The 14,746-nt window shown below is 48.8% G+C and carries 12 protein-coding genes, 1 riboswitch and 1 other annotated feature; of the genes, 10 read left to right on the top strand and 2 right to left on the bottom strand.

What is annotated here, in order from left to right:
• Positions 1–7 precede the first annotated feature (7 nt).
• The 4 genes from CI595_RS05735 to CI595_RS05720 all read left to right on the top strand — a co-directional run bounded on the left by CI595_RS05735 (position 8) and on the right by CI595_RS05720 (position 6,085).
• Positions 8–802 (top strand): glutaredoxin family protein, encoded by a 795-nt coding sequence (locus CI595_RS05735; RefSeq protein WP_095172273.1) that lies wholly within the window; start codon positions 8–10, stop codon positions 800–802.
• Positions 795–2,501, top strand: a complete 1,707-nt coding sequence (locus CI595_RS05730) for a cache domain-containing sensor histidine kinase (protein ID WP_095172272.1) — start codon at positions 795–797, stop codon at positions 2,499–2,501. Before CI595_RS05735 ends, CI595_RS05730 begins: the two co-directional genes overlap by 8 nt.
• A gap of 67 nt (positions 2,502–2,568) precedes the next feature.
• On the top strand, positions 2,569–4,305 hold the full coding sequence (locus CI595_RS05725) for an ABC transporter ATP-binding protein (protein WP_095172271.1): 1,737 nt from the start codon (positions 2,569–2,571) through the stop codon (positions 4,303–4,305).
• 1 nt (position 4,306) lies between these two features.
• Complete coding sequence (locus CI595_RS05720; protein WP_095172270.1) at positions 4,307–6,085, top strand: ABC transporter ATP-binding protein; 1,779 nt, start codon at positions 4,307–4,309, stop codon at positions 6,083–6,085.
• Between the two features lie 153 nt (positions 6,086–6,238).
• On the opposite strand, the gene CI595_RS05715 is transcribed toward CI595_RS05720, so the two are convergent.
• The gene (locus tag CI595_RS05715) at positions 6,239–6,838 is read right to left on the bottom strand and encodes a DUF4230 domain-containing protein (protein ID WP_205728110.1); all 600 of its coding nucleotides are present in this window, start codon (positions 6,836–6,838) and stop codon (positions 6,239–6,241) included.
• Between the two features lie 382 nt (positions 6,839–7,220).
• On the opposite strand from CI595_RS05715, the gene CI595_RS05710 reads away from it, so the two are divergent.
• From CI595_RS05710 to CI595_RS05695, 4 genes are all read left to right on the top strand, one after another.
• Positions 7,221–7,544, top strand: a complete 324-nt coding sequence (locus CI595_RS05710) for a PadR family transcriptional regulator (protein ID WP_033139211.1) — start codon at positions 7,221–7,223, stop codon at positions 7,542–7,544.
• Complete coding sequence (locus CI595_RS05705) at positions 7,541–8,431, top strand: DUF1700 domain-containing protein (protein ID WP_095172269.1); 891 nt, start codon at positions 7,541–7,543, stop codon at positions 8,429–8,431. The genes CI595_RS05710 and CI595_RS05705 overlap by 4 nt, the downstream gene beginning before the upstream one ends.
• The gene (locus CI595_RS05700) at positions 8,428–9,297 is read left to right on the top strand and encodes a DUF4097 family beta strand repeat-containing protein (protein ID WP_095172268.1); all 870 of its coding nucleotides are present in this window, start codon (positions 8,428–8,430) and stop codon (positions 9,295–9,297) included. The genes CI595_RS05705 and CI595_RS05700 overlap by 4 nt, the downstream gene beginning before the upstream one ends.
• Before the next feature lie 84 nt (positions 9,298–9,381).
• A complete protein-coding gene (locus CI595_RS05695) occupies positions 9,382–9,570 on the top strand; it encodes a PspC domain-containing protein (protein ID WP_065543247.1) in 189 nt (62 codons plus the stop codon).
• A 134-nt stretch (positions 9,571–9,704) separates the two neighbouring features.
• On the opposite strand, the gene CI595_RS05690 is transcribed toward CI595_RS05695, so the two are convergent.
• The gene (locus CI595_RS05690) at positions 9,705–10,697 is read right to left on the bottom strand and encodes a CAP domain-containing protein (RefSeq protein WP_095172267.1); all 993 of its coding nucleotides are present in this window, start codon (positions 10,695–10,697) and stop codon (positions 9,705–9,707) included.
• A 194-nt stretch (positions 10,698–10,891) separates the two neighbouring features.
• Between CI595_RS05690 and CI595_RS05685 the strand changes: the two genes are divergently transcribed.
• Together CI595_RS05685 and CI595_RS05680 are read left to right on the top strand one after the other, a co-directional pair.
• Entirely contained in the window at positions 10,892–11,107 is a 216-nt protein-coding gene (locus CI595_RS05685) for an alpha/beta-type small acid-soluble spore protein (RefSeq protein ID WP_095172266.1), read from the top strand.
• Between the two features lie 45 nt (positions 11,108–11,152).
• A riboswitch (cobalamin riboswitch) is annotated at positions 11,153–11,344 on the top strand.
• A 404-nt stretch (positions 11,345–11,748) separates the two neighbouring features.
• Positions 11,749–11,973: a binding site (T-box leader), on the top strand.
• 121 nt (positions 11,974–12,094) lie between these two features.
• Complete coding sequence (locus CI595_RS05680; RefSeq protein ID WP_095172265.1) at positions 12,095–14,743, top strand: valine--tRNA ligase; 2,649 nt, start codon at positions 12,095–12,097, stop codon at positions 14,741–14,743.
• The last annotated feature ends 3 nt before the right edge of the window (positions 14,744–14,746 follow it).

Genomic DNA, 14,746 nt, shown 5'->3' with positions numbered 1-14,746 from the left:
ACCGGTATTGAAGAGAAAAATGATTTTCGGAGCTGTCCTTTTCCTGTTTCTTGCAGGAGGGATAGGTGCTGTATGGAAGATAAACAGGGTACCGGTTCCTGTATCATGCTATATTTATGACCAGTGCGGGGGATGTTCTGTGACAGATCATCCCTGCAACGCATGTACCGGGGAACGGCAGTACAGGATCAAGATGGAATCCATGCTGGAGGAAGCGGGAGTGAGGGACCGGGCGGAACTGAAAATTTATAATGTACTTTATTCCTTTTACAGAAATGATCTGACGAAAGCCATGCAGACATCCAGTGAACCGGCACAGATGACTTACCCGGCAGTATTTGTAGGCAGTACCATGCTTTTGGGGGAAGATGAAGTGGAGGCAAAGCTTTTATCCTCCATCAAGGCAGAGGGAACGTTTCGGAAAAAGCTGGGTTATCTTTTGGGGATACAAAAGGAGACCCATATGGGAAGCCGGGAGATTCCGCGTATTGTGTTCTTTACTATGGAGGGATGTCCTGACTGCCAGGAGGCAAAAGAATGGCTGGATGGCAGAAATGAGGAGCTGGATGATAAACTGTATGAAAAATTTGATCTTTACCCTGTAGGAAGCGGGGAGCCCGGAAGCTGGGAAATGCTGAAAAAGTTCTATATCCTCTATGGGAGAGAGCAGGAGTCCCTCTGGGTACCCACGATTATAGTAAACGGCAGGTGTCTGATCGGCATGGAAGAGATCAGGGATTACTTTGAGGATTATGACATAGACGGGAAGATCAACACAGAGGTGCCAAACGATTATGAGTAGACTAAAGCTGAACAGACCCAGAACCTTATGGATAAAGACCATTCTGATCTTCCTGGCAGGCGGCATTTTTATCTGTGTCCTTTTTAGTGTCTTGTATTACCGTACAGTAAAGATCATGACGGAAAAGACCAACCTGCTTTTTGAAAATACCGTATACCAGGTCTCTGAGAGATGCAGCCAGGAGACCGGGCAGATGGAGGACCTGATCTTAGGGATTTCGGAGAACCAGTGGGTAAAAAATTATCTGTCCAAACTTTTGGCGGGCACCGATAATTTTTCCATGACAGAGGTGCGCATTGTGCGGGAAGCCCTGCGGGAACGGAATCTGAGTATGGCAGAGAATGTCTATGTCTACACAAAGGATTATGAGCCTGTCAACTGTTTTTACAGAAACGCCGTCTTTGAGACTGCAGAGCTGTACAAGACGTATTTGGAAGAATACCGGGAGTTTCCCCAGGGAAATATACTGTGGAGATATCCCGAGGGAGAGCCGGGACTTATGGAGGCTGTAAGCTACATCCATGACGGGGATATTGTATACGGACTTTTGGTGGTCCAGTTTACGCAGGAGAATTTCGAGACCATTTTTACCGCAAAAAACAAAAGCCGCCAGGAAAAGATGATGCTCACAGACGGAGACGGGCGCATTCTGTTTACGGAAAACAAGGAGTTGACCGGGAAATATTTAAAAGAGCAGAAGCAGCAGCAGGAGGACCACCAGGAGGACCACCAGGTGGTCTATCCCCTGGGAAGCTTTGGCTGGAACCTGTGCGGCATTCTTGAAAGCACAGCCGTCACGCAGGAGCTGAATCAGATCATCCCGATCCTGATCATTGTCTTTGTGTGTATCATGCTTTTAGTGGGGATCATAGCGTTTACCATCTTCAAATCTTTTTTAAGGCCGGTCAAACAGCTTCTGTACGGCATGGAACGGATCCAGAACGGTGAGCTGGATTTCACCATGGAGCGGAAAAAGCAGGATGAATTCGGCATGATCATTGACAGTTTTAATTACATGCTTGTGCGCATCAAGGAACTGCTTCATACGGTTCAGAGACAGCGGAACAATTACTACAAGCTGGAGATGCTGGCACTCAAATCAAAACTGAATCCTCATTTTCTCTATAATGCGTTTGATATGATCTACTGGAAGATGGTCTTAAAAAATGAGTATGAGATCGCTGATGTGGTGGCAACCCTTGCTGACATTCTGCGGTACTGCGTGAACCATAAAAAGGAATTTGTCACGGTGCAGGAGGATATGAGATACTTGTCATCCTACCTGTCCTTCCAAAGACTTTTGTTGAATGAAAAACTGCAGTATGAGATCCGCATCCCGGATGAGCTGTCAGAGTGTGAGATGCCCAAGCTGCTGATCCAGCCATTGGTGGAAAATGCCATTAAGTACGGGATGAATGAACAGGAGGGACAGCTGCATGTGAGTCTCAGGCAGGAGGGGGAATACCTGATCTTTGAAGTCTGGGACAACGGAAAAGGGATGCCTGAAGAAACCTGCCGCCGTCTTTTGGAGGACGATACCGGGGATCAGGGCGGATTTGGTGTGCGGCTTGTGAAGGCTATGGTAAAAAGTACATATGGGGAGGAGTGCGGCGTATCCATTTACAGCAGGGAGGGATGGGGGACAAAAGTTACCGTACGGATCCTCAGAGATGTGCCGGTACCGGAATATATCAGATAAAGTTTGTCTTTCCATGAAAGAGGTGATAAGATAAATAGGAAAAAATAATAACCGGTAGGAGAACATCATGAGAAAACTGCTGATTTATATGAAAGACTATAAAAAAGAGTCTGTCCTGGCACCGCTGTTCAAGCTTCTGGAAGCATCCTTTGAACTGCTGGTGCCTCTTGTCATGGCCCGGATCATTGACCGGGGGATCGGAAACGGGGACAGGCATTATGTGATCATCATGTGCCTGCTGATGGTGAGCCTTGGTATTATCGGGCTTGTCTGCTCTGCGACGGCACAGTATTTTGCGGCAAAGGCCGCGGTGGGATTTTCCACAAAACTGCGGCACGTATTGTTTTCCCATATCCAGGGACTTTCCTTTACGGAAATGGATACCATGGGAACCTCCACACTGATCACCAGAATGACAAGTGATATCAATCAGGTGCAGAACGGAGTCAATATGGTGCTGCGTCTGTTTCTGCGCTCCCCCTGTATTGTGTTCGGCGCAATGATAATGGCATTTACCATTGACGTGAAAGCCGCGCTTATCTTTGTGGTGACGATCCCTCTGCTCTCTGTGGTAGTCTTTGGGATCATGCTGATCACCATCCCTCTGTATAAGAAGACCCAGGCCGCTTTAGACCGGGTACTGGGGATCACCAGAGAAAATCTAACCGGAGTCAGAGTCATCCGTGCATTCAATAAGGAAGAGGAAGAGAAAGAACGCTTTCAAGAGAGTAATGATACCCTCACAGCCATGCAGAAACATGTGGGGAAAATCTCAGGTCTTATGAATCCTATGACCTACGTGATCATCAACGGCGCTTTGGTAGTGCTTCTGTGGACAGGAGCGATTCGGGTGGATACGGGATATATCACACAGGGACAGCTCATTGCCCTGGTGAATTATATGTCCCAGATCCTGGTGGAGCTGATCAAGCTGGCAAACCTGATCATCACCATCACCAAAGCCCTGGCCTGTGCAAATCGTGTGGAGAGTGTTTTGGAAATACAGTCCAGTATGCAGGACGGAGGCAAAAAATCCCCGGCAGAGACAAAAGAGAGCTGCGCAGCCGTAGAATTTTGCCATGTGGGGCTTACATATAAGAATGCAGGGGAGGAATCCCTGACGGATATTAACTTTAAGGCCGGGAAGGGACAGACCATAGGTATCATAGGAGGCACCGGCTCCGGAAAATCTTCCCTGGTGCATCTGATCCCCAGGTTTTATGATGTCACGGCAGGAGAAGTCCGGGTGAACGGAGTGGATGTGAGAAATTATCCCATCCATGAGCTCCGCCAAAAAGTAGGGATGGTACTGCAGAAGGCATCGTTGTTTAAAGGGACCATACGGGAGAATCTTCTCTGGGGAAACCGGGGGGCGTCTGATGAGGAGTTGTGGCGTGCACTGGAGATATCCCAGGCAAAGGAGTTTGTGGAGAAGAAGGAGGACGGCCTGGACACGGAGGTGGTGCAGGGAGGAAAAAACCTTTCCGGAGGACAGAAACAGCGCCTCACCATTGCCAGAGCTTTGGTGAAAAACCCGGAGATCCTGATCCTGGACGACAGTGCGTCAGCCCTTGACTTTGCCACAGATGCCAGACTGCGCCGGGCTATAGGGAACCTGAAGGATAAGATGACGGTATTTATTGTATCCCAGAGAGCATCCTCTGTCATGTATTCAGATTTGATCCTGGTGATGGAGGACGGTCATCTGGCAGGTGCGGGCAGCCATGGGGAACTTCTGAAGACCTGCAGCGTGTACAGGGAAATTTATGGATCACAGTTTGAGCACAGAGAGGAGGAGGCATAAGATGGACAGGAAAAGATCAGCACAGAAGGAAACACTCCGAAAGGTACTCAAATATGTTAGGCATTATTGGCCGTTTTTGATCCTGTCTATTGGGGCGGCGGCAGTGACGGTGGTCCTGACTCTGTATGTGCCCATCCTGACAGGTGAGGCCATTGATCATATTATAGATAAGGGAAAGGTTGATTTTGTCTATGTGCTGCATACACTGCAGAAGATCGGCATTGTCATCCTGTTTACAGCCCTGGCCCAGTGGATCATGAATGTGAGCAACAATAAGATCGCCTACCACACGGTTCAGGATGTGCGGAACCAGGCATTTCGGAAAATACAGATACTTCCGCTGAAATACATGGATGACCATTCCTACGGCGAGGTGGTAAGCCGCGTGATCGCAGATGTGGACCAGTTCTCAGACGGGCTGCTGATGGGATTCACCCAGCTTTTTACAGGGGTGATCACCATCCTGGGGACCCTGCTCTTTATGCTCACCAGAGATGTGGGGATCACGCTGGTGGTGGTGCTGATCACACCGCTCTCCCTCTTTGTGGCAAACTTTATTGCCAAGAGGACATTTACCATGTTCAGACAGCAGTCAGAGGCCCGCGGGGAGCAGACCGCCCTTGTGGAGGAAATGATCGGAGGCCAGAAAGTGGTCCAGGCATTCAATTATGAGGAGGAAGCCCTGGAGCATTTTGACCAGATCAACAAGCATCTGGCAGACTGTTCGCTAAAAGCAATCTTCTTCTCTTCCCTGACAAATCCCTGTACCCGTTTTGTCAACAGTCTTGTATATGCAGGGGTTGGTTTGGTGGGGGCGCTGTCTGTCATAAGCGGCGGGATAACAGTGGGGCAGCTCTCCTGTTTCCTGAGTTATGCCAACCAGTACACCAAGCCCTTTAATGAGATATCAGGTGTGGTGACAGAACTTCAGAATGCACTGGCCTGTGCGTCCCGTATCTTCGCGCTCATAGAGGAAACGCCTCAGATACCGGAGCCGGAGGATGTAAAGACTCTGGAACACACAGACGGAAAAGTGGATCTGGAGCATGTATACTTCTCCTATTCACCGGAGACAAAACTGGTGCAGGATTTCAATCTGCATGTGCAGCCCGGGCAGAGAGTGGCCATCGTAGGCCCCACAGGCTGCGGGAAAACCACGATCATAAACCTGCTCATGCGTTTTTACGATGTGGACAGGGGCAGTATCCGGGTCAGCAGCCGGGATATCCGCAGTGTTACCAGAAAAAGCCTGCGGGGTTCCTACGGAATGGTGCTCCAGGATACCTGGCTCAGAACAGGTACGATCCGGGACAACATTATCATGGGAAAACCGGATGCCTCGGAGGAGGAAATCAAGGCGGCGGCCAGGGCTTCCCATGCACACAGTTTTATCAAGCGTCTGCCAAAGGGATATGATACGGTGATCACAGAGGATGGCGGCGGCCTGTCCCAGGGACAGAAGCAGCTTCTGTGTATCACCAGGGTTATGCTCTGCCTTCCGCCTATGCTGATCTTGGATGAGGCCACATCCTCCATTGATACCAGGACTGAGATGCATATTCAGGAGGCATTTGCAAAAATGATGCAGGGCAGGACCAGTTTTATCGTGGCTCACCGCCTGTCCACCATACGGGAGGCGGATGTGATCCTTGTAATGGATAACGGAAACATTGTGGAGCAGGGAGATCATAAGACACTGCTTGAGAAAAACGGATTTTATGCCAAATTGTATAACAGCCAGTTTTTGTCCGGACAGGATACGGCTGCGGTTAAGGAATAAAAGAAACGGGTCGGGAGAAATCGTAATATTCTCCCGGCCCATTTCTTTTATTCTGCCGATATGTATATACTGTTATATTTTTGCTTGGCCGCGGAACACTTTCTCACGGTCTGCGCATATACTGCGCTGACCTACTGAATAGTTACACTTTTTTTAGCTTGCAGCCGGTTCACTAAATACAATGGTGTATTTTTTATCACTGTCCTGGGTCACAGGGGCCAGCAGTTCCTGGATCAGGCGCTGGGCCTGTTCATTTGCCGTTGTCAGCAGATCGCTGTCAGCGGCATTTTTTTCCGCATCTTCCTTGGCAGCCTGCAGGGCAGTTACGGTATCCTCTTTGTTCTGGGGATTGAACAGTGCTATTTTTTCATCGTAAAACTCCAGGCTGTCCGGGTCAATATTGATATCCTGGATCACAGCCTCGGGAAGGGTCACGGTGATGGTTTCGCCGGATACGTCCACCTGGGCTTTGGAAAGATCAATGCCTGCCTTGATATGGGCATCGTAGATCATGGTAAAGCCTTTTTGAGTGATAAAACGGATCTCACCGGCCTCGTAACGGATCAATCCTCTGTATTCCAGGCGGGCGGTAGCCAGGTCACTGGCTTGAGTTAAACGGGCAGTAATCGCGGAGACAGAGATATCTGCCTTTTGATATTTGCGTCCCTCCCAGTATCTTCCCAGAAATACGCCGAAAATGACCAGGATCAGGACGCAGACTACGCCGATCATCTTTGCTATTTTATTTTTCATTCTTACCTCCGTGTTTTAGAATGGTAACGGCCCGGTACCTTTACAGTATGCTTAATGTGTATTTTTTGTACAGTAACACGCTTCGCGCAGCATCTTTTGGAGAAGGCCTTCCCGGACGGGAATCTGCGGATAGTGACCCGCAGTTACCATTGTGCTCTTTTCTACATTATACGTCTTTTTCCGACATTTGAAAAGAAAAACATGTTTTTTATATAATACTATTGACAAAACTATATTATATAGCGTATAGTATTAAATATAAAATAGTATTGTAAAAAATATAATATTATACAAATCCTAAGTATCCCGGAGTTCTATATTTCATGCCGGGAGGCAGCCGCGGCAGTACAGGCGGCACATACGGAGAAAAGGAAGTGAGAATATGGTTTTTAATACAGGCGCCGCGCTGCTGGACGCGATTGTACTGGCGGTCGTCTCCAAGGAGGCAGACGGCACATATGGGTATAAGATCACCCAGGATGTCCGGCAGGTTTTGGAGGTATCCGAATCCACACTGTATCCGGTACTCAGAAGGCTTCAGAAGGATGAATGCCTGGAGACCTACGATCAGGAGTACGGGGGCAGGAACCGAAGATATTATAAGCTGACAGAGAGAGGTATGGCACAGCTGAATCTTTATAAGACAGAGTGGAAAAACTATTCCACAAAGATTTCCAGATTGTTCGAGGGAGGGATACCAAAATGAAACGAAAGGAATTTTTAGCGCAGCTGGAACGGCTGCTTTGGGATATTCCGGTGCAGGAGAGAGAGGAGGCACTGGAGTTCTACAACAATTACTTTGACGATGCAGGGGAGGAAAATGAATCCTCTGTTATACAGGAATTGGGGAGTCCGGGCAAGGTGGCTGCCATCATCAAGGCAGACCTGGGTGAAAGCCGCAAAGAGTACGGGGAATACACAGAGACCGGATACAGCGACGGGATATTTGATGACAGGGATATGCCGGAGCGGGCAGGTGCGGATAAGAAAGAGAAAAGTACCGGCAGCGGGGAACAGACACAGCGGGACGGCAGTGCATATGAAGGCAGGAGAAGTTATGGCAGCCGGAATGGATTCAGCGGCCAGTCAAGCACGGAAGGGAGCAGCAGCCAGGACGGTACAGGACAGTACGGAAGCGGCGGTGGTAAGGGATATGACGGCCCTTACAGCAGAAGCGGTTACGGTACAGGGAAATCCCATAGGAACAGAAGCGGAATCATGTGGGGCATCATTATTGTATTCGTATTGTTCGCTGTTCCGGTAGTGGGCGGGATCGGCCTTGGTATCCTCGGTATACCTTTTGGCCTGCTGGCAGGTGTGGTCGGTATTATCGCAGCAGTTATGTTCAGCGGGGTAGCTCTGCTGGGCGGCGGTATTGCCATGGTGGTTTACGCACTGATCCATATGCTGGGAAATCCGGCGGCAGCACTGGCTATTTCCGGAGCGGGAATCATCATGTCCGCTGTCGGTATCCTGCTGGTCATGGTATTTATTTTATTTTTAGCAAAAGTGGTGCCTGCGGTGTTCCGCTGGGTTGTTGATCTGATTCAGAGAATTATGCATAGAGGAATGAGGGGAGGTGACCGTTCATGAAGAAATTTACAAAATTTTGTTTGATCACAGCATTGGTCCTGGTGATTGTAGGCGGTGCACTGTTTTTAGCCGGGATCATCATGGGCGCTACCTGGGGCGGTGTGTCTGCGGCTGTGGAAAACAGTGTGGACTGGGAGCCTTTTAAAAACTGGGTACGTTATGACAATGATTATAAGTTTTCAGAGTCTGTAGATGACATCAAGGATACACTGAACGGGAAAGCGGCTAAGGAATATGAATTTGACGCAGACCAAGTCCTGGATCTGGATGTGGATACAAAATACACATATGTATCTGTAGTGCGTTCCTCAGCCAGCGATAAAATTCGTGTCAAGGTTTATTCCAATAAAGATAAGGTAGAGTTTGATGAGGATGACGGTCAGCTCTCCATAGAAAGGTCCTACAGAAAACGCTCGATTGAAAAATACCCTATTCAGATAGAGATTCCGAAGAATAAGAAGTTTGTTGACGCAGAATTTCAGATTGGGGCCGGAATACTGGAAGTGCAGGACCTGGAGGCAGAGAATCTGACCATGTATGTGGGCGCAGGCACTGTGGAGACCAGTGGAAGCATCAGGGCAAATGAGGCGGAACTGGGCGTTGGCATGGGCACCATGGATATTCATTTTATAGAATTTACTACCGGGTATGTGAACTGCGGAATGGGAACCGTAACCGCAACGCTGGGCGGAAAACGTCAGGATTACGGCACGGATATAGACTGCGGATTAGGCGCTGTAAATGTGGGAAGTGAGTCCCACAGCGGTGTCAGCTCATTGAGGACAGGTGACAGCAATGCACCAAAATATATGGAGATAGAATGCGGAATGGGCACTGTGGATATATTATTTGAGAATGGAGATTGAACAGTTACAGCGGGGATTGATACTGCGAATCAGTAACAGGAATTGTAAATCAAAAAAATTGTTTCAGATGAAAGGAGAATCATAATGTCTGATAAGAGATTGTATAGGTCATCTACAAATTATATGCTGGCAGGTGTGTGTGGAGGGATTGCGGAATACTTCAATATCGACCCAACACTGGTGAGGCTTGCATGGGTGATACTTTCCTGCTTTGGGATGGTATGGACTGGAATTGTGGCGTATATTATTGCCGCAATTATCATACCTAAATAGGGAAGGGTGTTGAGCGGCAATAATCGTGTATTATTGCCGCAATTATTATACTGAAATAGGGAAGACCGCGGCTGCAGTGGGGGACACTGGGCCGCGGTCTTTGGTGTGATGTGTGCTTATGAATGTGTGTGTGTTTAGTAAGTGAATAGCTGGGTCCAATAATTGGTGCCGGAGGCGTTCTGGTGGTAGCCTACACCGATTTTGGTAAAGTTTTTATTGAGAATGTTGGCTCTGTGGCCTTCACTGTTCATCCAGCCGTTCATAACCTGCTCCGGGGTTTTCTGGCCCCACGCAATGTTTTCTCCGGAACCGCGGTAGGTGACACCCTGCTGGGTCAGCGCAGTGCTGAAGGAACTTCCGTCAGGACGTGTGTGGGAGAAGGATTTCTCAATCTCTTTTGCCCTCACCTGGGCGGCAGCCTGGATGGATGTGTCGGCTGTCACCGGTGAGAGGCCGGCTTTGGCGCGTTCCTGATTTACAAGGTTTACTACCTGCTGGACAAAATCAGCGTTCTCTGTGTCATTGTCCGGAACACTGGGATTTCCCGGCTGGTTGTTGTCCGGGATGTCCGGATTTTCCGGGAGACTGCCGTCCGGAGTATCCGGATTTTCCGGCTGATTGTCGTCCGGGGTATCCGGGTTCTCCGGCTGGTTGTCATCCGGTGTGTCCGGGTTTTCCGGCTGGTTGTCGTCCGGAGTGTCCGGATTTTCCGGCTGGTTGTCGTCCGGGGTGTCCGGATTTTCCGGCTGGTTGTCGTCCGGAGTATCCGGGTTTTCCGGCTGGTTGTCATCCGGTGTGTCCGGGTTTTCCGGCTGGTTGTCATCCGGTGTGTCTGGATTTTCCGGCTGGTTGTCGTCCGGTGTGTCCGGGTTTCCGGGCTGTCCCATGCCTGGGAGTTCCGGGCAGAGGGATTCCAGCCAGCCGGGGATGGAGCAGTCAATGCCCATACTCTCCAGCTTCTGTTTTAATTCATCCAGATTGGAAATGTTTCCGGCTACAATAATACCTTTGCCCTGCAGATTCTGTTTTACATCCTCCAGGGAAGCAGCCTGTACACGAGCGGGAGCCATTCCCATGGCGCTCACGACAGCCAGTGCCAGAAATCCCGGTAATATTTTGTGTTTCATAAAGACCTCCTTATTTGTTACGAAAATGTTATGTAGTTGTTACAAAGTGAATAATAACACGATTGGCAAAGGAAAGAAACAGGGAACAACTGGAATTGGAGTACAGCAGAATATTTTTTGTATATGTTTAAAATGAAAAGAACAGGTCATACTTGAAAGAGACTTTAATTATCTATGAAGGAGTGTGACTTTTCATGAGTAAGAAAAATAATGAGAAGATTGACTTAAATAAGGTGCCCCGCGAGGAAATGCTGAAATATGAAATAGCAGAGGAACTGGGACTGCTAGACCAGGTTCTGGAATCCGGATGGAAAAGCCTTTCAGCCAAGGAGACAGGGCGCATCGGCGGTATCATGACAAGAAGAAAACGTGAGAGCCAGAAGGCGGGGACTGCATCCGTAAACCAATAAAAGGGCTTGACTGAACCTGAGGAGAATGGTAACATAAACGTGTATAATTCCATAAAACGATCAAGTGCATCCGCACTGGCCGCACAGTGCTGGTGAAAAGGGAATCAGGTGCAAGTCCTGAGCGATGCGGTCACTGTAAATGGGGAGCGATGCCAAAGAGCCATTGCATGAAAGTGTGAGAAGGCGGCTGAGCGATGAACCATAAGCCAGGAAACCTGCTTGAGAGCAGTAGGGTGAGAACTTCCGTGCAAAGTTTAGAACCTGAATCTCTATAAGAGATTCTTATTATGGAATGCCGAAAGGCCGAAACCTGAATTTATAGAATTATGCAGCAGATTAAACGGCAGGGATTCCTCTGATCCTTATGCCTCGTGTATCCGCACCCTTTTATATAGAAGGAACCCGTAACAACCCGGTAGGTCTGTGCAATCAATATGTTGAATTTCAGAAGATATTCAGCAGCCGGACAAACATCCCATAGCCAAAAGGATACTGCTGAATGGTTACGGAACGGGGCGAGGATCAGAGGGGTAACATCCCTTGCAAAGTGAGTGATAAGTCCGCAGAAACGGGCTTATTTTTGTTTTTTCACAATTTATTCACTTGACAAACCAGGATAATGTGATTATGATGGGACGTATGAAAAGGTGATGAGAAAGAGGAGTACATCCTGGATCCTGACAGAGAGAACGATCCACCGGCTGTAAGGTCGTTTCAGGGGAATGGATGGAAGGTAGCTTTTGAACCGGAGGGCTGAATGGTGTGGTTTGTAAAGGATGAATCAGGAGTAGGCCTTCACGCGTAGTCTGCGTTAACGGACATGAGTGAGAAAAAAAGGTGGTACCGCGGAATATTTCGCCCTTTACAGCTAAGTCTGTAGAGGGCGTTTTGTATTGTAACACAAAAGGTCTTCCGGGCAGGATGTGCAATGTATGCAAAAGGAAGAGGAACGCACGCGGGATTCCATTTCATTTTAAGGAGGAGATTATGAGCAAGGAACTTGCCAAGACTTATGACCCCAAGGGGCTGGAGGACAGAATTTACCAGAAATGGCTGGACAACAAATATTTCCATGCCGAAGTGAACAGAGACAAAAAACCATTTACCATTGTGATGCCCCCGCCCAATGTAACAGGCCAGCTTCATATGGGACATGCGCTGGATGAGACTATGCAGGATATCCTGATCCGTTTCAAGAGAATGCAGGGGTACGAAGCACTGTGGCAGCCGGGCACGGACCATGCAGCCATAGCAACGGAAGTCAAGGTTATTGAAAAGCTGAAATCACAGGGCATTGATAAAAATGAGATCGGCAGAGAAGAATTTCTGAAACACGCCTGGGAATGGAAAGAGGAATACGGCGGAAAGATCATCAACCAGTTAAAGAAACTGGGCGCATCTGCTGACTGGGACAGAGAACGTTTTACCATGGATGAGGGATGTTCCGAGGCCGTGCAGGAAGTTTTCATTAAATTATACGAAAAAGGCTATATCTATAAAGGTTCCCGCATTATCAACTGGTGTCCGGTATGCCAGACATCCATCTCAGATGCAGAGGTAGAACATGAGGACCAGGACGGATTTTTCTGGCATATCAATTACCCTATCGTGGGAGAGGAAGGCCGTTTTGTAGAGATCGCAACCACGCGCCCCGAGACCCTTCTGGGAGATACGGCTGTTGCAGTCAATCCCGAGGATGACAGATACAAGGACCTGATTGGAAAAATGCTGAAGCTGCCGCTGACGGACAGGGAGATCCCGGTTGTGGCAGACGAATATGTGGATAAAGAATTCGGTACCGGATGCGTAAAGATCACACCGGCTCACGACCCCAATGACTTTGAAGTGGGAAAACGCCACAGCCTGCCGGAGATCACCATCATGAACGATGATGCCACCATCAATGAGCTGGGCGGCAAATATGCGGGTATGGACCGCTATGAGGCCAGAAAAGCAATGGTCAAAGACCTGGAGGAACAGGGACTTCTGGTGAAAGTAGTGCCACATGCCCACAGTGTCGGCACTCATGACCGCTGCCACACCACTGTTGAGCCAATGATCAAACCCCAGTGGTTTGTAAGGATGAAAGAGATGGGGGAGGCTGCCATCCAGACTTTGGAAGACAAAAGCCTGCAGTTTGTTCCGGACCGTTTTGATAAGATCTATATGCACTGGCTGGAGAATATCCGTGACTGGTGTATTTCCCGTCAGCTCTGGTGGGGCCATAGGATCCCCGCCTATTACTGCGACAAATGCGGGGAGGTAGCGGTTGCCAGGGAGATGCCAAAGGTTTGCCCGAAATGCGGCTGTGAGCATCTGACCCAGGATGAGGACACCCTGGATACCTGGTTTTCCTCCGCACTCTGGCCTTTCTCCACATTGGGATGGCCGAAGAAAACAGAGGAGATGGAATATTTCTATCCCACAGATGTGCTGGTAACAGGTTATGACATTATTTTCTTCTGGGTAATCCGTATGGTATTCTCAGGATTGGAGCAGACGGGCAGGACACCCTTCCACCATGTGCTGATCCACGGTCTGGTGCGTGATTCCCAGGGCCGTAAGATGAGCAAATCCCTGGGAAATGGAATTGACCCTCTGGAGGTCATCGACAAATACGGTGCGGATGCACTGCGTCTTACCCTCATGACAGGAAACGCGCCCGGCAATGATATGCGTTTCTACTGGGAGAGAGTGGAGGCAAGCCGCAACTTTGCCAACAAAGTATGGAATGCATCCCGTTTCATTATGATGAACCTGGAAAAAGCCGAGGTTCCGGCAGAGATTGATATAAGCACCCTGACAAGTGCAGATAAGTGGATCCTCTCCAAAGTGAATACTCTGGCAGCAGAAGTCACAGAGAATCTGGACAAATACGAGCTGGGCATTGCAGTTCAGAAAGTATATGATTTCATCTGGGAAGAGTTCTGTGACTGGTATATCGAGATGGTAAAACCAAGGCTTTACAATGATGAGGACAACACCAAGGCAGCAGCACTCTGGACGCTGAAAACCGTATTGGGCAATGCGCTGAAGCTCCTTCATCCTTATATGCCGTTTATCACAGAGGAAATCTTCTGCACCCTGCATCCGGAGGAGGAATCCATCATGATCGCCTCCTGGCCGGTGGAAAAACAGGAGTGGAGTTTCAAAGAGGATGAGCGTGCAGTGGAGATCATCAAGGAGGCTGTAAGAAGCATCCGTAATGTGCGTACAGATATGAATGTACCCCCAAGCAAAAAGGCCAAAGTATTCGTGGTTTCAGAGGAGGAAGACATCCGTCAGGTATTTGAGAACGGAAAGGTATTCTTCGCAACTCTGGGATATGCCAGTGAAGTGACGATCCAGGCTGACAAAGCAGGGATTGCGGACGACGCGGTCTCCGCAGTGACTTCAAAGGCTGTGATCTATATGCCATTTGCGGAATTGGTGGATATAGAGAAGGAGATTGAGCGCCTGAACAAAGAAGCGGAGCGTTTGAACAAGGAGCTTGCCCGTGTAAACGGAATGCTTAAAAACGAAAGGTTCCTGAGCAAAGCGCCTGAGAGCAAGGTGGCTGAGGAGAAGGCCAAACTTGAGAAATATACAAATATGATGGAACAGGTAAAGGAAAGACTTGCACAGCTTGGCAGGTAACTG

This window comes from Blautia hominis, assembly GCA_002270465.1.
GTDB lineage: Bacteria > Bacillota > Clostridia > Lachnospirales > Lachnospiraceae > Blautia > Blautia hominis.
This window is presented reverse-complemented; position numbering and strand designations above follow the sequence as displayed.

Coding starts and splice junctions, on each gene's coding strand:
- CI595_RS05685 (WP_095172266.1), top strand. CDS start 10,892: ATGAGTAAGAAAAATAATGAGAAGATTGACTTAAATAAGGTGCCCCGC.
- CI595_RS05695 (WP_065543247.1), top strand. CDS start 9,382: ATGTCTGATAAGAGATTGTATAGGTCATCTACAAATTATATGCTGGCA.
- CI595_RS05680 (WP_095172265.1), top strand. CDS start 12,095: ATGAGCAAGGAACTTGCCAAGACTTATGACCCCAAGGGGCTGGAGGAC.
- CI595_RS05700 (WP_095172268.1), top strand. CDS start 8,428: ATGAAGAAATTTACAAAATTTTGTTTGATCACAGCATTGGTCCTGGTG.
- CI595_RS05690 (WP_095172267.1), bottom strand. CDS start 10,697: ATGAAACACAAAATATTACCGGGATTTCTGGCACTGGCTGTCGTGAGC.
- CI595_RS05725 (WP_095172271.1), top strand. CDS start 2,569: ATGAGAAAACTGCTGATTTATATGAAAGACTATAAAAAAGAGTCTGTC.
- CI595_RS05715 (WP_205728110.1), bottom strand. CDS start 6,838: ATGAAAAATAAAATAGCAAAGATGATCGGCGTAGTCTGCGTCCTGATC.
- CI595_RS05730 (WP_095172272.1), top strand. CDS start 795: ATGAGTAGACTAAAGCTGAACAGACCCAGAACCTTATGGATAAAGACC.
- CI595_RS05720 (WP_095172270.1), top strand. CDS start 4,307: ATGGACAGGAAAAGATCAGCACAGAAGGAAACACTCCGAAAGGTACTC.
- CI595_RS05705 (WP_095172269.1), top strand. CDS start 7,541: ATGAAACGAAAGGAATTTTTAGCGCAGCTGGAACGGCTGCTTTGGGAT.
- CI595_RS05710 (WP_033139211.1), top strand. CDS start 7,221: ATGGTTTTTAATACAGGCGCCGCGCTGCTGGACGCGATTGTACTGGCG.